Raw genomic sequence first — 26,068 nt, 5'->3', positions numbered from 1 at the left:
AATGCTCCGAAATATGCACTTTCTCCTTGATATGACCAAAAAGGAGGACTAGCGAATCCACTAAACAAGGTCTATCTTTCGCCAGTCGAGTTAACCATATCAGCAAAAATCCATTTAGTTAGCAGAGATGACCTAGACTTTGAATTCGCCTTGATAGAACCATACTTTTCTAATCCTATTTCTTGATACTAGCTATCGCTCTAGCAAGGCTAAGCAAGTGTGTTGAAGTCTTAATCTCTAACTCTGATTGGATACCCAATAATGCAATCCCTGCCAATATTTGTTGTGGCCTCACCACTTGGCCTGTCGGCAGCTCTCACAGTTTTAAAACACAGTTCAGCTACCTCTTCCTTGGTCATTTGGCATTCTAACTCTCGAAAAATGTAATTCTTACTCATTTCGCGATACTTCAATGATAAAACCTCTAAATACAAGAGGTTACATTGATTTTATAAGATACGCACCATTAAGCATAATGAGGCAAAGTGCGCACTGTACAAAGGCGTATTAATTGGCAAATTTGCCTTATAAAAAGTTATTCATGAATCACTAATATTAGAATTCCTGAAACTCATTTTTGTCCAGAGGCTTCATAGACCAGAAGTTTTACTCGTGGCACTTTTCTCTCAAAGTGCCAGCCAGTTCAGATCTGCCCCCTTTCAAGTTAGAGTAAAAGTTCATTCATATTGCAATACAATAGATTTACCCTGCTTAAACTTATCTAAAGGTCGTAAAAAAGTCCCCTGTATCCTACCTAAGCAACAACTTTCGAACTAGTTTGCTCTAGTCGTCATTAACACACTGATTTTTTTTGATATAGCAGAATAAAGGGGGCATTATAACGATACAAAAGATGTAGGTTCGCTGTCTAAGACGCGTTATGTACTGGAGGAATTTGAATGATCATCAGCAGTAAAACGAGTGAAAAACTTCGAGACTTAATAAACGAAGAGACTGAGTATCGTTCTGGGCCAAATTTGGTTAAATTTTTCAATGCTCTAGGTTTCAATCATTCATATGGACAAGGTTTCCCCTCTCGTTGGAAGTATACAGACGATTCGTTAGAAGCAATCAATGGAACACCTCAACTTGATAAGTGCATTAAAGCAGTATTCAATCCCGTCAATTTTATTAGCCGTATTGACGAGTTGGATCGCTTGATTGCCGATCTTAACCAGTATTTAGTTTTTGACAAATGGCAAGTTGTTAGAAATGAAGCTGAAATATCATTCAAGAAGCTTCATAAAGTGAAGTTAAACGAGGGTGGCGTGAAATCAAATAGTCTGTCTGAGTCTGACTTTTTACGTCGTGAGTTTAGCGGTTTCACTATCTCTGATTTAGGCTTAGACCCTACTGTAACTGACGTACTGAACAAACGAGTAGATGAAATTGAAAAAACTTATAGTTCAGCAGCTTATCTTTCTACGATTCTAATCGCTGGTAGTACTTTAGAAGGGGTTTTTCTTGGATTAGCTTCTAGTTATCCGAGAGCATTTAACACGGTGAAGTCTTCCCCCAAAAATCGTGAAGGTAAAGTTCAACCGTTTCATGACTGGACTCTCGCCGCATTTATTGATGTGGCAAAAGACTTAGAGCTAATTCAGCTAGATACACATAAATTTTCACATACTTTGAGGGATTTTCGTAATTATATTCACCCCTATCAACAAATGTCATCAGGCTTCACGCCAAGAGAGCATACAGCTAAGATTTGCTTACAAGTACTTAAGGCTGCAATTACTGAAATAACTTTAAGTATCAACAAACTACGCATTCAAGGTAGCTAAACTTCATTCGAATACTGAAATGCAATGAAATTCAGTACTTTTTTATGACATATGTAGAATAATCCCAAATTGGATAATCAAATAGTTGTCGTTACCTATAAGATAGAACTCTTTAACAGTTTTACAGCGCTATTTATGTATCCTAACCTTGTTGAAACTTCGATTTTGCATGTGCTGATAATGCCGCGATCAGAAGACATTAAAGATCAATCGCCTTTTCAAGGCTATTTGATCGATTTGATTTCTAGTCACCACTCTAGATTGCTTGAATACATGAGCATACTTCCAACTTCAGCAAATGAACTATTCATTTCACATGAAGAGCTCATACAACATCGTATAAACTTATCTGTAAGCAATAATTTTTTGCTTGATAAAATCTCCTTTAAAAAATGGTTTGAAGTTTTTCAAGCTCATCCATTTATATTTTGTTACTGCGTAGATGAAGAGAGTGCTAAGTATGTTAAGGATGTTAGTAAAGCTTCAAAATATCCGCTGTTAGTCGTGGGCTGGTCAGATATCTGCGACATTGTGTTAGGGGATGAATTTACTCCTTTTCTTTTGGATGAAAAAATTTCGGAAAGATTCAATTTACTAAAAGAAAATGGCGACTTAAATGAAAAGTCGAAAGACTTCTTATCATCAAGAGTAGCAAGAACTACTCAGCTGATAGAACTGGACCAAAAATCGTATAGCCATGCTGTTTCAAATGCGAATGAAGCAGTCTTATACTCACTTGGTTACAGCCTCTCAGGTACAAATGTCTTACAAGGAAGTCATGAACGTCAACCATACATTGAAGCTATTCTGGATACCTCACAAAAAGTTCTTTCCTTAACAAATGAGTATAAAACCACATCACTAAAATCAGACCTAGTCCTATACTGTCCTAGCATTTTCACTCACCTGTATAACTTCAAAGATCAGTTCTGGAACAGAATTAGAAGAGATTTAAAAAATAAGAAATCCCGAGATTTTCTAATTGACGGAGTATTTAGAAATAACTCTTATTCCGGAATTAACATGCAAGACTTCAACAAAGAAGATATTAAGCAAGTTTTTGAAAACAAAGTTCTTCAAATGATACTTTCAACCAGACAGAGTGAATTACGTTTGTCATCGGCAGCGATCAATATGTTATGTACTTCTTATTGCGTGCCAGTAATTCGTCTAGCTAACTCATTAAATTTTTTCCATGGTAATTTTAAAGATATTGAAAGCTTAGTTTCTTCTGGTACAGATCAATCCAAAAGAAAGCTTGATCGAAAATTCAAAGATTTGGTTGAAAAAATGAGGGGGGAGATTGATGAGCCACTTATTGATTTTATCGTTCAAAATTCTAATTCAATAACACTTTGTTCAGACATACATCTAGATTGGGTTTCTCTTGATCGAATACCACTCATGTTCACACATGAAACATCTAAAATCCCTACTACACCGGGTAACAAGTTTCTTCAAAATTGTACTAATTTTTCCAATGTTACCGTTAAACAAAATGAGTTGCTAAACATCACTGTAATCCGTTCATTTAGAGAACATGATCCTTTGAAATATAAACTCGAAGAGGCACTAACTCATTACTCAAAGTTAGTTGATGACATCGAAATCACGATTGTAGATGTGGGATCTGAAGACGAGTTTGTAAGTGCCCTCAACGAAATTAAAGGAAGTATTTTAATAATGGATTGCCATGGAAATCATGGAGGGGCTGATTCACATGGTTGGCTACAAATTGGTGGTGATCAAGTTGACATTTGGCACCTGCAGATAATATCACCACCAATTGTTATTCTGAGTGCATGCTTAACTTCAGCATTAGCCGGATCACATGCATCAGTTGCAAACTCATTTCTTGCGAGAGGTAGTATCTCTGTACTGGGTACATTATTACCTGTAAATGCAATTAAATCTGCCATTTTCGTTGGTCGATTAGTATATAGAATAAGCGCTTTTCTAAAGGCTATTCAGAAAATGAGAGTAGAGGTATTAACATGGCGTACATTTATTACTGGCTTTCTACGCATGTCCTTTTGCACCGATTTTTTAATGTTGTTTAGAGACGAGCTGAAATGGATTACACCTGAAGAGTATACGGAACTACATATTCAGTGTAGCTACTTAATAAATACGAATCATCCAGATTGGTATGATGAATCTTTAAAGTTAATTAGCGAAGTTGCTAATAAGCCGATAGAAACGGTCGACATGACAGTTCAGGATATAGGCTTAACCGAAACAATGTATTACTCTCAATTAGGTCGACCGGAAAGTATAGTTATTGAGTTGTAATGGGAGTCGGTTTAGCTAAAACTGGATTTTGGCAAAAGAACTTCGGGCAAAACCTTAGCGGCTATTAAGGTGACACACATTTCTATTGATGGTGTGTGTCCCTTTCATCGTATCAAATCTAACAAAATCCTAATCTCGCTAACTCAGACTTGTCCAGAGGCTTCATAGACCTGAAGTTTTACTCGTGGCACTTTTCTCAAAAAGTGCCAGCTAGCTCAGATCTGCCCCAAAGCTTGCTAGCAAGTTTTCAATGAGAGTGCTGCTGCTTTGATTTATCCCAAACTAAGTTAATGATTCAGTAGAATTGCTAATCTTGTCGCATACTTGCATATGGCTTTACACAGCCTTTTGATACAGAAGATGATGATATGTTGAATATTTCAACAAATCACACAGAATCAATATAAAAAACCTGTATATTCAGACAACTATGCAGCAGTTCTTTATGTAAAGTTGATGCGATAAACAGAAAATTTCAACATATAAAGCTGTTATGCTACTGGCGGAAAAGTTAGCAAGGAGAATATATGAAGCCTAGGTTGTTTATTGGCTCATCGGTTGAAAATCTGGATGTTGCTTATGCTATCCAAGAAAATTTAGAACACTCAGTAGAAGTTACAGTATGGTCTCAAGGTGCATTTGAATTGAGCAAATACACTATGGAATCGCTAATGGATGCATTGGACGATTCTGACTTCGGCTTGTTTGTTTTTTCTCCTGATGACATTACACAGTTAAGAGGAGAATCAAAGAAAACAGTTCGTGACAATGTTGTCTTTGAACTTGGCTTATTTGTGGGTGGGTTAGGGCGAGAACGTAACTTCATTGTTATTCCTCGCGGTCATGAAGACTTTCATTTACCTACAGACTTGCTAGGAATTACTCCAGCAACATTTGACGCTGAAAGACAAGATGGCAACTTGGTTGCATCATTGGGTCCAGCCTGTAATCGAATTAACAAGTCAATTGGAAAATTAGGGGAAAAAGTTGGTTCTGATGAGAAAGATAATCAACCTGAAAACGCCGTCGAAGATGTAGGTGAATCAAACTTCATCGATGATGAAAATGACTGTATCTCTCTTATTCAATCATGGATGGGACAACGTCATAGCAGTGATAATACAGCAGTAATCAAGTATGTAGATGTCGATAGAGAGCTAGGGTTAGCCAAAGGCTCTGCACTTAAATATATTGAAGTTGCAGCCAAGGAGTGGGGCTATGTTCCTTCTCGAAAAGGTGCTTCGACAGTTTTGTTCAAAGACTCGTCACCAAACCATTGGTAGCATACAAGTTGCCCCTTAACACGGGGTATTTTGGTATGGGTTGGGTTCTGTGTTTACGGTGGTCTGTTTTGGTTTGGTGGCGGGCAACTTATGGCGGCGTTATGTTTTTAGAGTAAGGAAGGCTTAATGGATAAGATATTCAATCTCTCCAACATTTCAGAAAGCGAAAAGAAAGAAATGTTGGAGAGTAAAGTAGAGTTCAGCAAAAAAATAGCCAAATAGCATCTGCAAGTAGAAAGATTAGTAAAAGTGGTAAGTGTTTGTATTGCAAAGAGCCAACAACAAGTTACTGCAACTCTCACTCAATACCTGCATCATTTTTGAAAAATATAGCCGAAGATGGAAAGCTATTAACTCACGGAGGGTTAATTGATCTTCCTTTGTTAAAACCCGACTCTGGAGTCAATCAAGCAGGTACTTTTCATGTTATCTGTAGAGATTGTGACAGTAAAATTTTTAGTGATTACGAAAATAAAGATACTTACGACAGTAGCCTTAAGCAAAAAACGCTTGCTCAAATAGCAATGAAAAACTATCTGAAAGCTATTAGCCAAAGAGCATTTGAAATAGCATTTCATGAAAATCTGGAAGAAGATTCAGGCATTGACTTTAGTTCTATCAACAACATCAAAGATCTTGACCTTAAAGAAAATGTAAGAGGTTTTGAGCGTGCAAAAAAAGTAGATTTGAAATGTATTCAAGATGAATATTACTTGTTCTTTCATGAAAAGCTCAATTACGTCGTGCCGATTGCATTTCAACATAAGCTAGCGTTAGCAGTCGATTTAGAAGGGTATGTTGTAAATAATCTTTACAATCATGACCCTAAATATAAAATTCAACACTTACACTTAGCTGTTTTTCCTCTTGAAGAGACTAGTGTTGTTGTGATGTTTATCGACAAAAAAGATACTAGATATCTCCAGTTTATACGTCAGTTTAATCTCTTGTCGCTAGAAGATAAGCTAGCATTAGCTAACTACATTGTCTTCTTGTACTCTGAAGACTTTTTCCTTTCGACTTCACTTGATGAAAAAATTGTTAATGATGAAATTCTAAAATGTGTTTCAGGTAGCATCGGTGTCGGGATGGTTGGTCTTGGCGGAAGTATTGTAGAGGCTCTTAAAGATAACTTTAGTTTAGCTGTGTTCAAAGATGTCCCTAACTTATTATCTCCAGACCATTCAGTATGCAGGAAATAAAAACATAAAAAGCTGTTATGTTTTCAGGAGGAAATTTGGAATTATTACAGTCAGTCTTTTTGCAGATAACAGTTGCGGTTGCTATCGCAGGTATCAGTTCTTTTATCACTGTTCGGTTATCGTTGAGCAAGTTTCGGACGGAAAAATGGTGGGAAAAACGAGTTGAAGCTTACGAAAGAGTGTTGGAAGCATTCCACAAAGCTAAAAAGTACTCTTCTGAACATTTAGATGCCGAATATCTCGATTCACAAGTCTCTAAAGAACGAGACCAAGAACTAATTAAGTTCTCCAAACAAGCCAAAGAAGAAATCACAAGAGTAGCTGATATTGGCTCTTTTCTATTATCTACGGATGCTATGAGCCTGATAAATGAGTATCAAAAGGAAAAGAATGATAGCTATTTTTTGGAATTCCACACATTCCAAGAACACGCTGAACACGACTATGAGTTGGTTATTAAGTATTTAACTAAATTTTCTGCTTTAGCAAAAGTGGATCTCAAAAGTGACCAAACATAACAAATGACTAAGAGTCATTCCCAACGATTGGCATTTTCAGTTTGTATCGGCTTTGGTGTGTACGGCACAATGGTTTAGGTTAGTGGTAGCCTTGCTCACCTTAACAGGGCTACTTTCCCATACCATACCTAATCCATAATATTCTAATTTAGTAATATAACTGACACAGTTTTGTCCAAAAATGTGTTAAAGGGTAGTCTCCTACCCTGTTTCAATCAGCGGCCATAAGCCGCTTTTTTAAATCCAGCCTCGCTCAGAAAAAGACACCACACACTCAAATGAAACCACAAAGTGGTCCAGTACTCGGATATCAACCAATGCCAACGCATCCGTCAGTTGACGGGTAATGCGTCGGTCAGCTTGACTTGGGGTGGCGTCGCCACTTGGGTGGTTATGATAGAGAATAACCGCACTCGCGTTCGCGGCCAGCGACGCTTTCACGACTTCACGCGGATAGACCGAAGCGGCATTAACGGTACCGTAGAACATCTCTTTGGTGCGCAACACTCGATGTTGATTATCGAGGAAGATAATCCCAAACACTTCAGACTCACAAGCGGCCAAGGACGTTTGACAGAACGATTTCACCAATTCAGGCGAGGTTAATGGCGTTTGTTCTGAGATAAACAGTTTGGATTTGAGAATGCTTGCGGCCTGGTCAAGGATGCCCTTTTCTTCTGATGTGAATAACGAAACATTTGAGTATTGAACAAGTGCTGACATGGTATTTCCTTTCGGTCTTGGTGAGCGTCTGACTGTCCGTACCCAGTTGCAGGTTCTGCAGCGCAAGGGCGCGCAGCGGCGAAGCCTCCCTTGCGTGAGGGTTCTCAAATGGGACGGTTTAAAGGAAGTCGCGACAACAAGCCAAAAGGACAGCCTAAGCCAATATCTCAACCCAAAGTACGTCGCCCAGGTAGAAATGTCCCTTCCCCACCAAGAGAGCGCCCTGCTGGTTAGTCGACTTGCGCCACTCGATAACCTTGGCTACTTAGGACAAGAGCGAACAGGGCGTTGCTCGTCTAAAAACACGAACCGCTTGAATACCGCAAACTGTTGGAATATCGAAACAAAATTCAGACAGATTGATGATCTGATGAGTATTTGAGCCGTCACGCATCTGCCGACTTTAGTCGTCATACAGACAAGAGAGTAAAGCCTTAGCCGACGTGCGATGCTCAGAGGTTGTTCCTATCGTCCTTTCTGCTTTCTTTGCGTAGCCGTAGTCTTCTCGCATCTGTTTAATGGTGGTAGTCAGGTCACACACTGATACTCACCCCCTTGCCTCGGTTGCCTTGCTCTAGTATTAAGGCGTTGGTATACCCAAACTCATTCACCAAAATTTCATGAACCTTGACGGCCTTACGGTGGAATCAAAGTCGGTCGAATTCACCCAAATCACGTGCATGGATATGTCAGCGGATACTGTAGAACGCACTTTCATGTGACCCCCTAAGCGCCAAAACGCACATCAAAACAAAACCCTGAGCACTTAAACGTCCCCTCTCCCGTTGTCACAAATCGCAACGCGGGAAACACAGAACCGTAAGTGGTGTAAAGAATGATGTGATCCACTCGCTCGTGAAGAAACCATTCACCAAAGCCAGCACCATTTAATTCGATGAAAAAGTCACGGATTTCATGGAAAGCAAAACGACGCGATCCCAATAGCGGAAACTGCTGCTTGATAGCTTCAACGAACCCTTGGTCTTTTAACGCTGCGATATCAGCCTGCTGCTCTGGCGACTGGCGACGACTGAACATTTTCAAACGCTGGATTTTGGAAACCCAATCAGACTTTCTTTTCGCCTCATCACGACACTTTTTGACTTGAGAGCGCAACTTCAATACCGCCAAAGGACTAGAGACATCATTTTTTGGTGAGCTTTCGTGCCCCAGCGGCGAAACGCTGGTCGATGAATTTGAATTAGAGAGAGTTGGGGTTGAGTTTTGTTGCACCATGAGAGTTTCCTTTCTGTTTGAGTATCACTTTTCGGAGCCGCTTGGCTGTCCGCTCTCTCAACATCGTTCTGCTTTGCAAGGGCGCGCAGCGGCGAAGCCTCCCTTGTAAAGCAGGTTGTGGGGAGAAACGGTTAACAGCCTGCATGCTCGAAAATGATGCGAGTGAAAGAAAATCGGCGCATAAGAAAACAAGCCCTTACACGAACTTATTCGAAGACAGAGAGAACAACGAGGAGGAAACGACAAGGCGCTATGACTCTTAGGACAATAACGGGGTTCAAACAAGGCCTAGCTGCAGGGGAACCAAGGCAACGATAAGAGTCATGATTAAAGACACGTTTAAAGTGTTAGTCTTTACAAGGAGAGAAGGCCCAGAACAGGTAATAAGACGCTTCAAGTGTCATGTTCATCCGTGCTAGAAGTTAAGTCCAAACTAAGGCTCTATGAAATGTCTTAAAATAGATACAGAGCCTTAAAAGCAAATATGTATTACATAGGTAATACATATTCAATTCATTTTATTAATCAACTCAACGAGCTCTTCATCATCTATCTTGTCTCGATATAAAGCCAAAGCTCGGTACAGTTTCGCTGCAGACACATTTCTCTCTGTCTGCTCTTGCAGATTTGCTACCCAATCGGTTATCCGTTCTTTATCAGTAAGTGACATTCTAAGAGTCAGAGGAGGCACCATATAAGATGTCGTCACTTTCTTTTTGACAGTCGTAATTCCAGTCGACTTACTTGAACCTTCGTTCTTGTCAGTAGAGATAGCTGTTATAGCTCCTCGTTTTTTCAACTTGCTCATATGTATTACCTATGTATTACATCAAATTCAAAAGAAACGCAGCCAGTTTTCGGTAATCGTTATTAACAAGAGAGCCCGATTTATAAAAGCGCACAGGAGAGGAAACGGCATTAGCTTGTCCAACATGCTCAGAACGACGGACAGATACTGGTAGCAATTTATCTTGTACTACCTCCAATTCCTCATCAATGAACTCATTAATAATAGTGTTTCTTGAGTCGACCTCGTTCCTCAAGATCAGATAATTGCCTTCATCCTCCTTAATTTCATAGACAGCTTCGAGTAAAGAGCTAATGCCGTCTAATGAAAATGCACCTGAATCTACAGGGATCAAGATAAGGTCTGAAGCCTGGATTGCGTTAAGAGTCGTTAGGGATAAGTTTGGTGGAGTATCAAGAAGAATGAAATCATAGGTGTCACCTAACTTCGCTAATTGCTTTTCTAAAATTCGTTCACGATTAATCTTTGTCAGTGATGTTTCGATGACACGTGACAACTGAACATCAGCGGGAACGACATAGAGGTTTTCAATAGAGTTCCCATTAATCTGTGCAGGTTGAATTAAATCGACAATGGACACAACTTTAGGCTTATCAAACAAAGCAGCCACCGTCTCTTCAAACTTAAAATCACGTTGTCCGGTTAACGTTTTAGAGCAGTTCCCTTGAGGATCGAGGTCAATAACTAACACTTTTCGTTTTCGTGCAAGCTCAGCCCCTAAATTGACAAGAGTCGTGGTTTTTCCAACGCCACCTTTTTGGTTCGCCGCGCTGATGATCTTAGTTTTCATAATAAACACCTCATGTATTACATGTGTAATACACAATAAAAAACAAAAAGCACACTGTCAATGTATTACATATGTAATACACTTTTTCTATCAACACTTAAAGTTATTCCCCCGTTACCAGTCGATGATGTCAAGACACTAAAAATCCTAAAGAAAGTGACACCAGCCGCGAGATCACTATCCGTATGAATCAAGTTATTAGGCTCCTCACCAACCAAAACTTCTTGGTTAAGTTAATCCCAACACTAGAATCAAAGTCAGTTCTGAAATTGAAAATATTGTGACTACGACGGGGGACACTGTTTAAGCATGAATCGGATTCATCAAGTCCCGACGCGCCATCGATATTTGGAGCTATCTGACTCACACCAGAAAGACGCGAATTTAAACCCAAAGAATGGCTAAGTTTTACCTACTGGCGTGATGAGCAGCGCCAACTGGTTGAACGCCACGACAAGATTGAGTCACCCACTGGGCAGAGTCATGGAAGTGAAATCCCACTGTTCATTGCGGCTGTTTGTAGAAAGGTGTTCCCAAAAGAAAATACCCATAATGAATGAGAAGCCCATTGAGTCTTCTACTCTTAACACGACATCGCCCTGATCTAATAACTCGCCCATCGCTTGTTGGTAAGCTTCTTCGACGATGGTTTGTTCCCAAATACGCTCGTATTCGGGTAAGACTTGTTGTCTAGAGATGGTCGACACCCTGAAGCTTAATGCGCCCTCGATACGATGTCGTCGGCTGGTGATCAGTTTAACCTCCGTCCATGAAAGTACTGGTTTGGCGAGGCGCCTAGATTGGCGTTCCTTTTTTTTTTCGCCATACTCGAGTCTTAACGGATGTAGACCATCAGCTTATCAGAGGTGGCACAGACGCTTGACTGTTTGCTCATACAAAAATCAACATAAACCTTGCTCCGCGCGCATCACAAACAAGATGTACACCTTGTCCCCGTCTTGCTTGCAAAAAACACGACAAGGGTTGACCACAACTTCTCGGTAATTGAGGTGTTCAACTTTGTCAAAAATATTTTGAATCATCTGCTTGGCCGCAACCAGATATTCAAGGGCAATGTATTTCGCGATATCCTTGAGGTCCGATCACGCGGCTCACTCCAAATCACTTCAGCCATTTTGACATATTGTCCTTAGCTTCATCCTGACTCAAGGACTTGCCTTGTGAAATGGCGCGCTCACCACATGCGATCCCTTCAAGGATAACCAAACGGTTTTGCATAAAATGATAGTCGTCCACATCAACCAAATACGCAGAAGGTTTACCGTGTTCGGTGATTAGCACAGGTTCTTTGGTGTCATGTAAGTCCGCTAGGATTTGGGACGCTTGACGCTTGAGGGAAGTAACGAGCTCGACTTTCATAAGAGTAACTCCAAAATAAGAGTAATAAAGTGATACTGTCGTATCACTTTCAAGGTGCCAGGTTTAGCGCAGAGATATTGAGCGTTAAGAATCACTCTTAAGTCATGCTTCTTATGAGTAGGAAACTCACTCAACAACACACAAACAGCAAATGGCGTCACTTTGGTTTCGGCCTTAGAGCCTTGCTATTCTTGTGATAAGATACCCTCACCAGAAAATAATCGATGTGAACAATGTCAGAACATTCATACCACCAACTTCTTAAGTCGACCTTCGAAAACACTCTTCTTCACCTTTACTTCAAAGTAAAAATTTCCAGTCACTTTGTTAAAGAAGAGCAACGAAACAAGATCATCATTGACTTCTTAAAGCCAAAAATCAAACAAGCTCGATATAGCCTTATCAAGAAAAAGCTTAAAACTGTTTGTTTGATGAAGAGTAAGTTTGGCTCAATCGAAAAACACTTAGAAAGCGTTTTATCTCAATATTCAGCGATAGAGAGCAAAAACGACGTTGATAAGCTTTATGCCTTGTTAGAACGCTTTGAGAAGAGCGGATTAGAAACAAAACTTATTGAAGAGACCCCTAAGCAGGAAATGGACGTTGTTTATATCGACAGAGCACATATTGATCATTGCTTCGATAATGAAAACCGTCAGATTGCACCCATTTCGCTGTTTATACATACGAATGAATTAGACAGATTCACTAAGAGCTTAGCAACCCAACCTTATTTCACATATGAGTTGTGCCAAGCAAGTGAAGAGTTGAATAACTATCATTACAAAGTCCACCCAATTAGCTAACCATACTGCTTATCACACACTGTTTAGCCTTAACTGGTCCAAGACTCTTGTGAGTGCTTACCTGTACTTTTCCATCAATTGTCTATCCTGTACCTTAGTAATTGTCCCACAGCTATATGAAGCGCCAACTAACACAACCAAATCTAAAACGTTGGGCACTTCCAGCCCAAATCAAGATGTGTTGTACGCGATTTACCAAGCGGTACTACCGTCCTTTTTTCATCACAATCAAGGCCAATCTTTTGATCTTCTAGCAGTAAGCTGATCAGATATAAGCCTAACGCTGAATGATCTTGGCCATTCGTCTTCACCGCTACGGCTTCAACAATGAATTCAATTCCTGTTGACAGTGTCTCTTTATCTTTAAAAGACATAACTCCTCCCTTAAGTTACTGTGTAAATATACAGCAATATGGAGCGAGTGAATCCATATTTAAACAAATTGAGACATCAATCACATTGAACAGGGTCATGTCGACTCACCCTTAGAACACATTTCATGTCTTTAAAAAGGAGCTCGCGGACAAAAAGTCAGAGAGGAGATGATCGGGTGTCCAATAAATGCAACCTAGTCTTTACTCCAGAATTGAATTTACTAAGAGACCTCGTTTTGACTCGATAGTTACTTGTTATTATTCAACTCAAGGAAAAGCCGACTCAAGCACCGCCTTCTTTATCCCTACTTCATACTCAGCCCTCTCTAACGTTATAGGGGCAGATATCTGATGAACAGCATAATTACCACGAGGCTCTGGCCCATTTCGCCTACTTTCGGATAAAGCAGACTTGACCCATTCAAACAGATAGACGTAACGACTGACGGTCTGGCGACACAAGTTCGCCTTACGCGCCACCAAACCAATCGTGAGCTCCTGATTTTTGCGTAACAGAAACAGACAGGCGCGGATAATTCGGCGAGTGGTCTTCGTCCGACGAAGGTTATGAGTTCTTCTGGCCGCTCTACGCTGCCTTTCCTGTAAACTTAATCCACTATCCAACCTCATCACACCTCGCTGGCAATCTGACCGAGCACAATATTTATCCCAGGTCCAACGAGAGACGCTTTTTACCACCGCTAATACCTCACTGCATGGCAAAGACGGCTTACCCACCAAATTGGCATTATTGACATGTGCAAAGCTCTCTACACGGCATTTAAAATTCGTATAGCTGCCCTTTTCCCTTTCTTCGTCGACGATGTCATAAGCGAACCGGCGGGTACGTTCAAACAAAGTACAATTCCGGGAATAAGAAACGTCACGCTCTTGACGAAGCCACGGCCGCGTACTCTCCAGTTCCAGCGAATCCGCTAACTCGTTAAGTTCATAGACACTGCGGTGAAGTTCGGTTGTTTGCCACCAAGGATGAAAGGGCGTTTTGGCAACAGGCCCTGAATAACTCAAGTCCGCCTCCAGTCGCAAGGCTAACGCGCGATAAATGGCTTTGAGGTACTGAATGGGTTTGGAGCGAGCCTGATCACTGGTGCAAACAGGTACAATGGCATAAAAAAGGTGGGCTTTATTACTGGTACGGTTTCGGACAATCATATTGGGGGGCGGCAACCCTTCATCTTGCCAAATGTAGGGATTGGGGAAAGCTCGGTGTTCATGATCAATATCGAAAACCATCCACGCCTGCATCTCTTTTCGATTGACCTGCATATAGGGCCATCTGACGGCGTAGTTTCGAGGTCGAATTAGCATCGCGGTTTTGTTGTCACTGCACCTCGACAAATAAGGCGCTTCCTCAAGCAGCCGGCTCAAACACGACATAGACGAAGACGCAGCGTATTCAGAATGAGCCGTCATCGGCTCGCCCTCACCGTCCCTTGTCCACGTTGACTTCCAGACTCGCTCTGGATAAACACCCTTTCCAAGGCCTCGTACGTTACGACCGAGTTGACGCTCTTAGTGGCGCCCAATAAGCCTGTCGAACCAGATGAATCCTTTCCATTCAGGCGTTCAATTGCTAAGTGTTCGTCATTTCCCCTCACCCCGCTTTTCACATGACAGCGGAATGCATCACGCCATTGGTCTTCGCTCACTACCGCTAGATAGAAGACCGCTTCTTGGCTTGTTTGAAGCACCTTACCGCCTATGACCGCCCACTCATGATTCTTCATCACGTTTTCCTTGGCTAACAGGCTCTCCTTTGGGAGCAGCCAATGACGTTATTCAGGCTAAGGACAACGCGTTAAAGCCAACGCTGTCTGACTCTTTGCATTCGCTTTTCAAGACCGAATAAACGAATTCGCAGCCGGACTTGTTCAAACACCCGATTCGAATGCCTTAATTGATACGTTAACCTCATCCACTCAACCAATAATGGCGAAAGTTGACGGTTACATAACTCGCGTCGGATGCGCCTGATATAGCGAAGGCCTCTTCGCTTATCTTCCTCTGTTAATCCATGACCAGACCTTTCAGAAGATGGCTTATGATCCGGAGCAATGAGCATCACCCCTCCGAATGAATACTTGAAACTGATATACCACTAGCGCCCACCTTTCCGCCCTATCGCTTTGAGCAGACCAACACCTTGATTCAGTTTTTCCAAACTATTGAGGAGCAAAACCTGACCGCTGATATTCGCGTGTACGGTCTGAACAATCTCGTATTTCTGTGCCCGAGTAAGCCTAGGCTTTCCTGCATACTCCAAAGCCATTCGAGACAACTCACCCGAATGGGTCGAGCTCTCTAGTGCGCACAAAACAAAGGCATCATCCGTAGTGTTGGGCGGTATATAAGCGGTGACCACCCCAAGTCCAAGAAGTAAGCTGTTTACAATAATGTGATTACCGCTCACTTTGGCGAGAGTGATGGCTTCAACACAACTCAGGACATGAGGCTGATCAGGATTAAGTTTATTCCGCAGCATGGTCGGACTCATCCCTATGACCTCTGCCAGCCTAGCCATATTCTCTGACCTAGCGAACACGCAACACGCCTCATTAAAGGCTCCTTGTTTTGTGCGAGAAAATTCGCCTATTGAGTCAATTCCATTCATAACCAATACTCAATTGAAGAAAAGTGAAAAAAGAAGCCCAACCAAGAACATTGAACCCCAACGGGCAACGCTCTTTGGTCGAAATAAGGGAAGATAAACGCATGAGCGACTAACCCATTCTCTCCATCGTTTCACGAGTTGCCATTTCTAACAGCATGACCATATTGATTAGCGGGGTTTCTTTACCTTTTGCTTTAGTTTTAATAGGTAAGCGACCATCAGCTACCCAATCCATGATGGTGCGTTTCGGCATTCCGGAGAACTGAGAGTATTGGTCGTACGTCATGAAAGGCGTATTTAGGACTACTTGATATGAGAGCATAATGATATCCTGTTAAGTTATTAAATGCTTTATAACGGTCTAGTGAGCTGCACCTCGCTAGTCATTGATTTGAATTTTAAGTGATCAATTGAATGACTGTCAATAGAAAAATAGAACCATTTGAATACATTGGTGGGCGTGACTTTACATCTAAAGTCGTAAAAATAATGAATCTAGAACGTTACAATCAGTTAACTGAAGTTCTTGGCGTAAACAAGGGTACGATTTCGACTTGGCACACTCGCAACATGACACCATTTGAATTAGCGGTACGCATTCATTTGAGTGAGGGAGTGTCTTTGAAGTGGCTTCTGTTAGATGAAGGAGAGCCTTTTCCTGAGCAGAACGCACAAGATCACGTATCCAAGAAGAATGAGGCTAAAACTCTTTTCGATATCGACTGTTTTTCTATTGACGACGGTAAATTGGTTGAGAAAGGGATACTTACATTCGATAAAGCTCTTCTAGATGAGTTAGGTGTGAGTAATGTAATAGCAATCAAAGATGGAACTACTACGTTCCTTATAAATAAAGAATCTCACCAAGCAGTAAGCGGTACATACCTAGTTGATATGGACGGCCTCCTCTCGCTAAACGACATCCAGCGCTTACCAGGCAAAAAGCTAGCAATCAGCTTTAACGGTTCGATTCTAACCGTCGAAGAAGATGAAGTAAGTGTTGTAGGTAAAGTCGCGTTAGTGATAGAAAAGCGTTAACTGTTGCACTCATCTGTTTGAGAGCACTGCAGCTAATTTGATTAATAGCGTCACCGATACTTAACGAGCCTCTTATCACCCTACCCTCGTGGGGAGTGGCACTTGCAAAGAAAAAGACGGCCTTATGGCAGTCTTCTTCTTTGGCTCAATGTTGTCGGATAGGCGACACTCGTTGCCGAGTGCCACCCTCCTAAGAACCGTACGTGCAACTTTCACTGCATACGGCTCAAGCCTCCGCTAAGGCGTATTACGTTACCCAGCAACCTAGATAGCAGTCAAAGCAGGATCAAACCAAGAGTGACGGCTTTCCTTTTTCGGTTTCCTCTTTGCCAAGTAATCTTGGTGCTGAGGATCGAACGGTGTAGCCGCACTTCGGATCTTCACATGTCTTTTAATTGGCGTTTTCGCTATTTGAGCCAAGTTGTAGTGACAGTCCATATTCGCAATTTTCTGCCAACCATGAAATTGCCAACCACCACTTCTGTTCATGTAGTGTTTGCGCCTTACCCAGTCTTTTGATTTAGTAGGATGGCGTCTTACCGCCCATCGCCACAGTAGCCAGAAGATTTGATGACCGAGATAACCGAAAGTACGTTTTGCAACGCAGTGGCGATAATAATTCGCCCAACCCTTCAGTTTAGGGTTCAATAGTCTGATAAGATCATTGACTGGCATTGTTGCGTGCTTCTTAATGAGTTCGCGCAAGTTTCCCAAGAAGGAGAGAACGTTAGTTTTACTCGGTTTGATGAGCAGTTTTCCTTTGTACTTCCTGAGGTTAAAGCCCAGAAAATCAAAGCCATCATCTATATGAGTAAGGTGCGTTTTCTCTTCAGAGAGTGCCAACCCTCTCTCTTTTAGAAAATCAATCAGTCGTGGTTTGACTTCGTTAACAAGAACATCTTTTGATGAACCCGTTATCACAAAATCATCCGCATAACCTATAAAGTTAACTCGTTCTCCCGATTTCTTAGCCACTTCTTTTACGAGTCTTTCTAAACCCGCAAGTGTCAGTAACATAAGCGTTGGGGAGATAATTCCGCCTTGCGGAGTTCCTTCCGAAGTTCGGTAGAACAAGCCCTTATCGATATAGCCTGAGCCTAACCACTGCTTCAGCATCCTTTTGTCTATTTGAACATGTTCAAGTAGCCATTCATGCCCGATCATGTCAAAGCAAGCCTTAATGTCACCCTCTAAAACCCAACGACCTGAACGCTTAAGACACAGGCATTTGAAGCATTGTTGAATTGCATCTGCCGTACTGCGGTTAGGGCGAAAACCGTAGCTATTTGGATCTGCTACTGTTTCCGAAATTGGCTCCAAAGCAAGCAGATACAACGCTTGTTGCGCTCCATCTATCATACATGGAATGCCTAGAGGTCTGAGTTTGCCATTCTTTTTCGGGATGTAGACGCGTCTGAGAGGTTTAGCTCGATAGCCTTTTCGATTCAATTGATTCACAGCGGTCATTCGACGAGCATCCGTATTCCAGATGACACCATCTATTCCAGGAGTGTTACTGCCTTTATTTTGGGACACTCGCTTCACAGCCAGTAATTTAGCTGCTCTGGAGTGCGTTAAGACCCACTGCAAAGCTTTTGCTTTACTGTGTTTTCCCTCTCGGGTTGCTTTTGCAATGCGCATTTGAAGCTTTAACACGTGCGACTCGACGGCTTTCCAATCGATGGATTGCCACTGAGTGCCATTAGGAGAGGCACTAACTTCTGATGAAGTCACCATTTGCGTTTCCCCTTGAACAAAGTTCTTCAAATCATCTTGCAACGGGAGACCAGTTAGAAGTCAGCTCGCTTTCGCGCCAGATGTAAACCTGTATCCACTTCATTACAAAGCGACATTTGCTTTTTCTAACCTCCTTTACCTGCACACCTATCGGCAATCTTCGCAGACTACTTTCCCAAAGGGAGATATACAGGCTTACCCTGTTCCGTATGTTGCGTACAATATCAGGTTAGATGCCCACTATAGTGCGGAGAGTACAACGATCACGAAAGAGTACTGTCCAACTTCTTTCCGACTCTCATTGCCGTTTTGGCCACAGCGTATTAACCACTTCCGCTGCTTCATCGCATAACGCGCCTTACGTGGATTCACTTACGTTCATCATACTGACACCCTAGCACTTACCCGATTTGTGGTTATCAGGAAGAACGTCCTCTCACGATTCAGTTCCCACTCGGTTTAATAACCGAGTTTCGTTACATTGTCGGATTCGCTGCTTTATTCAGAATCCTAGGGTCATCTGGTGATACAGATGGTTCACTCTTATCGTGGTGAACAACGCTTCATACGACTTCAGGTCGCACGGACATAAGCGCGTTAGAGCTGGTGCGCTAAACAGTTAGATTCGAATAAGTTGAATTTAGGTAAAATCTAGTTTGTTACAGTCTACGAATTAGACCCTTATTTACTTAGACTGACTGGACAGCTGATTGCTACCTATTCTCGAATAGCTCTGTATATATAAATTTTTCCATAAGACTTATAATTCCACCTTTGAATAAATTCAGTAACCATTGAGGTGAAAAGCTATCTGGTATGAGTGATCGTATTATTCAGGCTCGCAGGGCTTTGATCTTAGAGCAAATAGCAGGAAATTCCTCTGCTAAACCGTTATTTAGGCATATAAATAAGCTTGGCTTTTCAGCAGAAGCTCGAACACTAGCAATAGCGGTTATGAAGGTAGAGTCTACTGCTAGGCCATGGTGGTTTAGGCTAGTTGAATCCACAGTAGCAATGGTATCAGCCGTTCTCTCATTGTTAACAGGACATCTACCAAGAAATTATACTGTTGGCCCTCTTCAGGTGGGGATAAAGACATCCTTAGAATGGACCAACTCAGAACTGACTTCATTCAATTACATTCGGCGACTCTGTCTTTTGTTGCAAGCTAAAGGTAGTTTACGGATATTTAGGTGTGGTTATAGATTTCATCTACGGTCTATTAGAGCGGGCAAAACTTCATTGGTTGAATTCAGTGAATTTTACAATGGTAAGCAATCTATAAAGAACTGTTCGGTACCGTACCATGAAGCTCTATTGGTAGCCATTGAATCCATAAAAGGAGCGCCAATAATCGAGATCACTCGTAATGATAACCGATTAAATATCATGCAAACTGACAATGGAAAAGACTCAGCTCTAGCCATAGAGAAAGCAGTGAAAAAGAGGTTGTCTTCGATACAAGAAAGTAGTGAAGATGGAGAATTAATTTCTGCCGTGGTTGTACTTTGCAGTAATAAGACTCGCAAGGTCATTCATTCAATATATGTCGGACCAAATGTGGAACAGCAACCGGCTCTTCAGCAGAGACGATTGGTAGGGTCGATCCTAAAGGTACCTTTATACACATGTTATATCGATCAATTCAAACCGACTATCAATGAGACTTTCAATGATAGGCCCATACAAGTCATATCAGATGGGCAGGTGTTACAGCCCAGAAATGCAGACCATAAATATCGAGGCCCTGTGACCGTGCAATATTCTTTTGCCTATTCAATTAATACAGTAGCCTTGCAGATACTAGAAAAGCTTAAGGTCGAAAGGTTCATTTCATATCTAAGAAAGTCAGGAGTGCATATCCCTCTGCCCAATAGTCCGTTGCTTGCGCTTGGGGCTGTACACCTAACTATCTGGGAGGTACTTGCACTCTTTTCTCCAATTATGACTGGAGGATACCTGAGCTGGGTTGCTAATGGTGATTCTCGTCAGATTTCCCCGCTCAACAATGGGGCCAGAGTCTCAAGTCGAAGCACAATAAACACTATGAGGACATTGCTAAAGGAAACAGCGGTGAATGGTACTGCTGGATACCTGCTAAATAAGGACCCTCATTCTCTTGGAGGAAAGACAGGCACAAGTGAGAAGAACCGAGACCTGTGGTTTGTCGGTGCTATCGATGAGGATACTTACGGTGCAGTTTGGATTGGAAGACACGATGGACAACCACTCGTGGCAATCGATCATATCCCTATCTCTGCTTCGCGATTTGCTGTCCCTATGTGGTCAGACGTAGTCAATGCATACAAAAAATCTACTTAGGTAGGTTCGGTTGAGTACTCACCTGACCTAGATTTCTATCCTTCCCGACTAAAAGATGCGACAAGCTTTTTGAGGCACCAAGCGAGAACTGCAAAAATAATTGCGGCCACTAGGCTATTCATAATGTCCTTAGGGGCCAAATAGTTAGTTACTGCTGAAGTGTCGATATCAAACAAAATAGGAGCAAGGAGAGCACCAAAGAAACCACCAACCGTAAAAATCACAGCGACCATGATGTAAAGAGTATATAGCTTTGCTTTTTGCTTAGTGTAGTTTGGACTTATCAACTCTGGGTTATAGTAATCAGGCCAAACGAGGCAGAAGGCAGAAAAGAATCCTACCGATGCACCAACAAGCTTAATATTCTCAGTATACCCCAAATAGAGAGCTGTTAACCCCGCCAAAAGGCTGGTAATAATTGGGATTGAACTCCTGAATAAAGCCCCTAAAAATGATACGTCCTCATCCAACCCGTCTATAAGGCGCTCGTAGTGAAAATACCTCTTGGGCATGATTTTTTTCTGGGCCTTTAAGAGACCCATAGTGACGAGTGAAAACAAAAATATAAGTAGTAAGCTAAAACTTAGGTTATCCACAGTGACTTAATCCTTCCTTACGTGTTTAAATGCCTTAGTCCCTAAGGGGAATCCTTGCATGGTTTATACTCAACATTTCTTTTGATGTTTTCAAATTTGCCACTATGGTGATGAGTCAGTGGCACAAGTAAGCATCAAGGCGTCTAACCTCGGTTTTCCGATTATGTTGTTCATCGACCTTATAAATCTAGAACTTTAAAGTTGGCAAACTTCTGTCCACAAGTGTTTCAGGTAAGAAAAAGTATATCACGTTTATGAAATTCCTAGCTAGAAAGTGCCAAAGGTAACATTTCAACCTATCAATATTCTGGACAAAACTGTGTCAGCTATATTACTAAATTAGGATGTAACGGGTTAGCTCACGTATGAAAAAATTAACGCTTTGCTAAGTTGCAGCTAATATCCACCAAACCCAAACAAAGTCACTGTAATCACAGAACATAACCAAACTAATAGTGCATAACGTATGGCGTCAATTTAAGTAAATTGTTAGCTGCTTTTCTTTCGTTTACACCTGATGATTTTCGTTATACTTTCAGGCATTAATCGCCCTATTTTAAGGTCTTTTTTCCCCAGAAAGGCAAGCTCACCACTACATCCTTCGACCATTCTTCTACTTTGCTTTACTAACTCAATTATCTCTTCTACATCATTACTATCATTTTTTGTTAAATAGCATGGGTGAACCATCGACAAACCTGCCATTAAGGGCAAAATTTTCATTTTTGCTTCATCAAGACCATTTAATAAAAACTTACTCTGAATACCATGTAACTTACTTAATCCCTCCTCAAAAACTAAATATGCATCCTCTACTTTTGTTGAATCATCAATAGTCTGTTTATTTTCAAGCGCCCATTCATATATTGCTAATGAATGAGATAACTCTTTGAGTATTTCAATTGATTCAATATAGAGATCATAACGTTTATCCCACCATTTTTGAGATATATACTTTCTGTGAGCAAACCAATAAGCAACCAATCCGCCAATAAAGCCCATTACTAGTTTATCTAATATAGATTCCATTTTGTTTATAAATTCCACTTAAGTGCATACTGAGCAGCTAACTCTTATAGACGGAATTATTCCGTATTTGCATTCCATCTATATTGCTGTCATTCACTATGAAACTCAACAGATATCAACATGTTGTGTGAATCGGAAGAGAGTTTCGGGGTAGAACTACGGAAAGTTTCCGTAATAAGTGCCCAAAGTACGGATTAGATTAATCTGGTCTATTCCTGTGCTGTCTAGATGGTCAGTTTGGCGGAGCTAAGACGTTTCGGCGCACTTTAGAGCTAGGAAGAGCCAACTGTCTCTCGTCAATTCAACCCAATTTGTTGCGAACTTTTAGTAAAAAAGAGCCAGCACAGCTAGTTCTGGCTCAGCATTGGAGATCAAGTTACGTTGATAAGTGGCCTTTTCTCATTGTTGAGGATTTACTAGGCTTTAACCCTGGTGTATTTCCTGGAGTTTTTTTATTGTCACGTCGACGTTGAGCTGCTTTCCTGTTGATTTAGCGATTGGTTTTGGACCCGGTCTCAAACTCATTACTATATCCTAACTATTATTAAGGTTATTTCTCATTCACGATCTGTGGGCAACATGGTTTTTTTCTAGGCATGAACAAAAACAAACATAATGTGAGTTTCAATTGCTGAAACACGTTTGGGGTGAAAGAAATCCAATCCCGCCTGAGTGTAAAAGACTAATACGAATGGCAAAAAGTCGAGAACTTAGCATTAGTGAAGATTGGGTACAGTTCAAAATGTTGTACGACAGTATGGAATTGCCGACGGGCCAAGTGGTGAGGCCACAACAAATATTGTCAGGGATTGTGTTATTAGGGGTTCAGTCTGAATTAGAGATTAAAACGTCTACGCACTTGCTAGGGCGATAGCCAACATGAATAAATTGGATTAGAAAAGTATGGGTTTGCTCAGGCGAGTTCAAATACTAGTTAACAGTGACTAACAAGGTACGATTACCTGTTGGTAAAGTGACTTCGACTGGAACAATGAAATTCCTTGTTTAAGTGCCAGTCCTCCTTTTTGGTCAATATCAAGGAGAAAGAAGCCGGACTCATTGAGTTCGGCTTCTTTATAATTATATATGTCAATTTTTCAGATCAAAATGGTACTTTTCCGTACTTGTTTTTGAGTTTAATAAAGACAAAGCACACTCAGGCTCTAAAGGCTCGCGACCAGTGATGAGCTTGCACAAACCTACTAAAAGAAACTGAAGGATAAATGAGCCCCCACCGACAACCGGTACCAACCAAATGAAAGGGAAGTACACCTGATTCCAGAGGCAAGCCAAATACAACCCTACCCCCACTAAAAGCAACAAGAACTTTATAACCTTAATAGCGCCAGCGAAAGACGAGGCTACTCGATTCTTGGCCTTATCTCGACTGTAATCGTCAGAGATTGTAGCTCTAAGTTGCTTTTTCTCCTCAATTGTCAACTCTAGGAAGCCATCTTTAATATTGGACATAAGGTTTAAATCATAAAGATATGTATCAAACCTCTTTAAAACCACTGCGATTACTATAACAGGATTTGAATACTTGTAACTTGCCATTGTAAAGAGCGCAACTGACAAATATAAGGAACCTAATAAATGAATCAAGACAATCGCTGTCTCTAAATTAAGTATCTCTAAGAACGGATAAAATATGCTAACAATGTCTTTCATAATTTCAAACTAATCAATAATTAAGGATTAAATGTGCCTCTAGAGACAAGATAGGCACATTTAACTTCTGCCACATGCATTCCAGTAGTAAGTAAGCACCATTTAGCAATAGCGTAACACGCCAACATTGAAATACAGATAGCTAACGGCACGTACCAGACGTACACGAACGCAATTGAAGATGTGTAGTTTGTTACTTGTTCCCATGCAAGAAACAGGGTGCAAATAGCACTAAGCCAGCTTACAGATTTTTGAAGGTTTGATGATAAAGAATAATACAAATTTGCTAGGCGTACGTTTACTTTTTCAGGTGAGTAATACCCTTCGAACTTACGGAAAAAGAACTCATACTGTTCAGAGTCCAACTCCCGAATATTAGTAATTTTACGACTGACCCCCATAGAAGCTAAAAGTTGTATTTTTACCTTCTTAATTGTTTCTGTAGCAGCAAAATCTGAAAGCATAAAAACAAAAGAAAAGAACAAAATTGTGATTGTAGCAATTAACGCGAGTCCAAAACTAAAAACAGGGAGGGCCCACCACAGTAATACTTCCACTCTATATACATCCAACATAACTGATTACCATGAAGGGTACCACGATGCCATTGATATAGAAACTGTTAGCACAACAACCATCCAATTATCAGGACCATTATAGATACATGATTTCAGCCAATTTTGAGAAAAACATCACGGAGAAACACTACCTAAGGCGACTTATAAAATATATGATCGTGAATGAAGAAAGAAAACCGTATAGATCTTCCTTTAATCTAACCATTTTTCTAGTTAGACATAGACCTTCTGAGCTTGTCACTTTGGGCAAAAAGTAAAAATAGAGTAAAGCAGATGATGGCAAGTCCTAAAGATATTCCTAGTATTAATAAGCTTTCTTCACATATTAGAGGTAAGGCTATTGATAAAAAAGCGAGCAGGACAACAAATAGTTCACATCCTCCCCCGAAAATAGGATGCTGATGACGAAATACTGCCCATTGATAAACCATTGTTGCTAACCTCCTTGTGGCTTAGCTTAATTACTCTCTTAAGTTAAAAATACGTTAAGGAAAACTTTGATCTCATTTTAGACTAGGAAATCAGCTTAGGTAAGTAACGTCCGATATACTCCTCTATTATGGCTTTGTTGCGTAATTCAGTGGAACTAAATCCAGAACCTACGATCTGATCAGCTACATTCACTCCCTCTCGTAGCCCTATGCCTAAACCTCGTTATAAAACAACCAACTGGAAGCAATACAATCAATCACTCATTAACCGTGGCTCTCTGACCTTTTGGATTGATGAAGAGGCGATAAGCGGCTGGGCGCAAAGCAAACAGAATAAGCGTGGGAGACCACGTCGGTTCAGTGATTTAGCTATTACGACAGCACTCATGGTGAAACGAGTTTTTTCTATGCCACTGAGAGCGCTGCAAGGATTTATCGACTCGATATTTAGGTTAGCCCATGTGCCGCTAAGTTGTCCGCATTACACCTGCATCAGCCGTAGAGCCAAGCAAGTTGAGGTCTCATTTAAGACTAAAACGAGAGGAGCGATACAACACCTAGCCATTGATGCAACTGGCCTTAAGGTTTATGGCGAAGGTGAATGGAAAGTCAAAAAACACGGGACGGATGGCAAGCCTAGAGTCTGGCGAAAGCTTCATATTGCAGTTGATACAAGCACTCATGAGATCATTGCCGCCGAGCTAAGTTTATCAACGGTTACAGATGGTGAAGTACTCCCGAACCTACTGAAACAAACACGTCGAAGTATCCTTGAGGTGTCTGGTGATGGCGCTTACGACACAAGAGCGTGTCGCGCTGCTATTAAGATTAAGGG

At 41.2% G+C, this 26,068-nt stretch carries 27 protein-coding genes and 2 pseudogenes; 11 read left to right on the top strand and 18 right to left on the bottom strand.

The features are described from left to right. Positions 1 to 175: 175 nt before the first annotated feature. Positions 176 to 413: pseudogene (locus tag AB4323_RS23860) on the bottom strand (hypothetical protein). A gap of 486 nt (positions 414 to 899) precedes the next feature. Here AB4323_RS23860 and AB4323_RS23855 point away from each other — a divergent pair. The 5 genes from AB4323_RS23855 (at position 900) to AB4323_RS23835 (ending at position 7,082) form a co-directional block, all read left to right on the top strand. Continuing rightward, on the top strand, positions 900 to 1,787 hold the full coding sequence (locus tag AB4323_RS23855; RefSeq protein ID WP_102535358.1) for a hypothetical protein: 888 nt from the start codon (positions 900 to 902) through the stop codon (positions 1,785 to 1,787). Between the two features lie 135 nt (positions 1,788 to 1,922). After that, entirely contained in the window at positions 1,923 to 4,079 is a 2,157-nt protein-coding gene (locus AB4323_RS23850) for a hypothetical protein (protein ID WP_102535359.1), read from the top strand. A gap of 527 nt (positions 4,080 to 4,606) precedes the next feature. Then, the gene (locus tag AB4323_RS23845) at positions 4,607 to 5,362 is read left to right on the top strand and encodes a TIR domain-containing protein (RefSeq protein WP_102535360.1); all 756 of its coding nucleotides are present in this window, start codon (positions 4,607 to 4,609) and stop codon (positions 5,360 to 5,362) included. Positions 5,363 to 5,682: 320 nt separating this feature from the next. Beyond that, positions 5,683 to 6,564: a hypothetical protein gene (locus AB4323_RS23840; protein WP_372153494.1), complete on the top strand. Its 882-nt coding sequence runs from the start codon at positions 5,683 to 5,685 to the stop codon at positions 6,562 to 6,564. Between the two features lie 35 nt (positions 6,565 to 6,599). Next, a complete protein-coding gene (locus AB4323_RS23835) occupies positions 6,600 to 7,082 on the top strand; it encodes a hypothetical protein (RefSeq protein ID WP_133148836.1) in 483 nt (160 codons plus the stop codon). A 237-nt stretch (positions 7,083 to 7,319) separates the two neighbouring features. Here AB4323_RS23835 and radC read toward each other — a convergent pair whose 3' ends face one another. Beyond that, the gene (radC, locus tag AB4323_RS23830; protein ID WP_102257500.1) at positions 7,320 to 7,805 is read right to left on the bottom strand and encodes a DNA repair protein RadC; all 486 of its coding nucleotides are present in this window, start codon (positions 7,803 to 7,805) and stop codon (positions 7,320 to 7,322) included. Between radC and AB4323_RS23825 the strand changes: the two genes are divergently transcribed. Beyond that, positions 7,804 to 8,187: a hypothetical protein gene (locus AB4323_RS23825; protein ID WP_102257501.1), complete on the top strand. Its 384-nt coding sequence runs from the start codon at positions 7,804 to 7,806 to the stop codon at positions 8,185 to 8,187. The genes radC and AB4323_RS23825 overlap by 2 nt on opposite strands. Before the next feature lie 344 nt (positions 8,188 to 8,531). Here AB4323_RS23825 and AB4323_RS23820 read toward each other — a convergent pair whose 3' ends face one another. The 6 genes and pseudogenes from AB4323_RS23820 to AB4323_RS23795 form a co-directional block, all read right to left on the bottom strand. Beyond that, positions 8,532 to 9,041 (bottom strand): hypothetical protein, encoded by a 510-nt coding sequence (locus AB4323_RS23820; RefSeq protein WP_102257502.1) that lies wholly within the window; start codon positions 9,039 to 9,041, stop codon positions 8,532 to 8,534. Between the two features lie 508 nt (positions 9,042 to 9,549). Beyond that, entirely contained in the window at positions 9,550 to 9,849 is a 300-nt protein-coding gene (locus AB4323_RS23815) for a hypothetical protein (protein WP_016799982.1), read from the bottom strand. A gap of 16 nt (positions 9,850 to 9,865) precedes the next feature. After that, positions 9,866 to 10,639 (bottom strand): ParA family protein, encoded by a 774-nt coding sequence (locus AB4323_RS23810; RefSeq protein ID WP_016799981.1) that lies wholly within the window; start codon positions 10,637 to 10,639, stop codon positions 9,866 to 9,868. 464 nt (positions 10,640 to 11,103) lie between these two features. Further along, the gene (locus AB4323_RS23805; protein ID WP_240700347.1) at positions 11,104 to 11,346 is read right to left on the bottom strand and encodes a hypothetical protein; all 243 of its coding nucleotides are present in this window, start codon (positions 11,344 to 11,346) and stop codon (positions 11,104 to 11,106) included. A 195-nt stretch (positions 11,347 to 11,541) separates the two neighbouring features. Further along, a pseudogene (locus tag AB4323_RS23800) lies at positions 11,542 to 11,774 on the bottom strand (type II toxin-antitoxin system RelE/ParE family toxin). After that, positions 11,762 to 12,019: a type II toxin-antitoxin system Phd/YefM family antitoxin gene (locus AB4323_RS23795; protein ID WP_102257503.1), complete on the bottom strand. Its 258-nt coding sequence runs from the start codon at positions 12,017 to 12,019 to the stop codon at positions 11,762 to 11,764. The pseudogene AB4323_RS23800 and the gene AB4323_RS23795 overlap by 13 nt, the downstream one beginning before the upstream one ends. A 233-nt stretch (positions 12,020 to 12,252) precedes the next feature. Here AB4323_RS23795 and AB4323_RS23790 point away from each other — a divergent pair, with 233 nt between their 5' ends. Further along, positions 12,253 to 12,825 (top strand): DUF2913 family protein, encoded by a 573-nt coding sequence (locus tag AB4323_RS23790; RefSeq protein WP_017091827.1) that lies wholly within the window; start codon positions 12,253 to 12,255, stop codon positions 12,823 to 12,825. A 143-nt stretch (positions 12,826 to 12,968) separates the two neighbouring features. Here the strand turns inward: AB4323_RS23790 and AB4323_RS23785 are convergent, their stop codons facing one another. The 5 genes from AB4323_RS23785 to AB4323_RS23765 all read right to left on the bottom strand — a co-directional run bounded on the left by AB4323_RS23785 (position 12,969) and on the right by AB4323_RS23765 (position 16,153). Continuing rightward, on the bottom strand, positions 12,969 to 13,199 hold the full coding sequence (locus AB4323_RS23785; RefSeq protein ID WP_016799977.1) for a hypothetical protein: 231 nt from the start codon (positions 13,197 to 13,199) through the stop codon (positions 12,969 to 12,971). 267 nt (positions 13,200 to 13,466) lie between these two features. Then, positions 13,467 to 14,633 (bottom strand): replication initiation protein, encoded by a 1,167-nt coding sequence (locus tag AB4323_RS23780; protein ID WP_017091826.1) that lies wholly within the window; start codon positions 14,631 to 14,633, stop codon positions 13,467 to 13,469. Continuing rightward, positions 14,630 to 14,947 (bottom strand): hypothetical protein, encoded by a 318-nt coding sequence (locus AB4323_RS23775; RefSeq protein WP_372153492.1) that lies wholly within the window; start codon positions 14,945 to 14,947, stop codon positions 14,630 to 14,632. The genes AB4323_RS23780 and AB4323_RS23775 overlap by 4 nt, the downstream gene beginning before the upstream one ends. A gap of 371 nt (positions 14,948 to 15,318) precedes the next feature. Continuing rightward, positions 15,319 to 15,741: a phage regulatory CII family protein gene (locus AB4323_RS23770; protein ID WP_318276423.1), complete on the bottom strand. Its 423-nt coding sequence runs from the start codon at positions 15,739 to 15,741 to the stop codon at positions 15,319 to 15,321. A gap of 199 nt (positions 15,742 to 15,940) precedes the next feature. After that, on the bottom strand, positions 15,941 to 16,153 hold the full coding sequence (locus AB4323_RS23765) for a hypothetical protein (protein WP_102503212.1): 213 nt from the start codon (positions 16,151 to 16,153) through the stop codon (positions 15,941 to 15,943). A 92-nt stretch (positions 16,154 to 16,245) separates the two neighbouring features. On the opposite strand from AB4323_RS23765, the gene AB4323_RS23760 reads away from it, so the two are divergent. Then, entirely contained in the window at positions 16,246 to 16,869 is a 624-nt protein-coding gene (locus AB4323_RS23760) for a helix-turn-helix domain-containing protein (RefSeq protein ID WP_210443498.1), read from the top strand. Between the two features lie 264 nt (positions 16,870 to 17,133). Here AB4323_RS23760 and ltrA read toward each other — a convergent pair whose 3' ends face one another. Further along, a complete protein-coding gene (gene ltrA, locus AB4323_RS23755) occupies positions 17,134 to 18,606 on the bottom strand; it encodes a group II intron reverse transcriptase/maturase (RefSeq protein ID WP_372153491.1) in 1,473 nt (490 codons plus the stop codon). Between the two features lie 816 nt (positions 18,607 to 19,422). Between ltrA and AB4323_RS23750 the strand changes: the two genes are divergently transcribed. Beyond that, positions 19,423 to 20,928, top strand: a complete 1,506-nt coding sequence (locus AB4323_RS23750; RefSeq protein ID WP_372153490.1) for a penicillin-binding transpeptidase domain-containing protein — start codon at positions 19,423 to 19,425, stop codon at positions 20,926 to 20,928. Positions 20,929 to 20,963: 35 nt separating this feature from the next. Here AB4323_RS23750 and AB4323_RS23745 read toward each other — a convergent pair whose 3' ends face one another. Both AB4323_RS23745 and AB4323_RS23740 read right to left on the bottom strand, forming a co-directional pair. After that, a complete protein-coding gene (locus tag AB4323_RS23745) occupies positions 20,964 to 21,524 on the bottom strand; it encodes a hypothetical protein (RefSeq protein ID WP_372153488.1) in 561 nt (186 codons plus the stop codon). Between the two features lie 489 nt (positions 21,525 to 22,013). Further along, positions 22,014 to 22,553: a hypothetical protein gene (locus tag AB4323_RS23740; protein ID WP_133992053.1), complete on the bottom strand. Its 540-nt coding sequence runs from the start codon at positions 22,551 to 22,553 to the stop codon at positions 22,014 to 22,016. Between the two features lie 628 nt (positions 22,554 to 23,181). Between AB4323_RS23740 and AB4323_RS23735 the strand changes: the two genes are divergently transcribed. Then, positions 23,182 to 23,427: a hypothetical protein gene (locus AB4323_RS23735; protein ID WP_057622097.1), complete on the top strand. Its 246-nt coding sequence runs from the start codon at positions 23,182 to 23,184 to the stop codon at positions 23,425 to 23,427. Between the two features lie 215 nt (positions 23,428 to 23,642). On the opposite strand, the gene AB4323_RS23730 is transcribed toward AB4323_RS23735, so the two are convergent. Both AB4323_RS23730 and AB4323_RS23725 read right to left on the bottom strand, forming a co-directional pair. Beyond that, a complete protein-coding gene (locus AB4323_RS23730; protein ID WP_057622096.1) occupies positions 23,643 to 24,224 on the bottom strand; it encodes a hypothetical protein in 582 nt (193 codons plus the stop codon). Between the two features lie 20 nt (positions 24,225 to 24,244). After that, positions 24,245 to 24,799, bottom strand: coding sequence for a hypothetical protein (locus AB4323_RS23725; protein WP_210443496.1), 555 nt, complete (start codon positions 24,797 to 24,799; stop codon positions 24,245 to 24,247). 643 nt (positions 24,800 to 25,442) lie between these two features. Here AB4323_RS23725 and AB4323_RS23720 point away from each other — a divergent pair. Continuing rightward, a partial coding sequence (locus AB4323_RS23720; RefSeq protein ID WP_372153486.1) for an IS5 family transposase occupies positions 25,443 to 26,068 on the top strand: 626 nt, incomplete at its 3' end.

The sequence above is a fragment of the Vibrio sp. 10N.261.52.C11 genome (assembly GCF_041471405.1).
GTDB classification, from domain to species: domain Bacteria; phylum Pseudomonadota; class Gammaproteobacteria; order Enterobacterales; family Vibrionaceae; genus Vibrio; species Vibrio crassostreae_C.
Note: the sequence above shows the minus strand (reverse complement) of the source record. Positions and strands in the feature narration are given on the sequence as shown.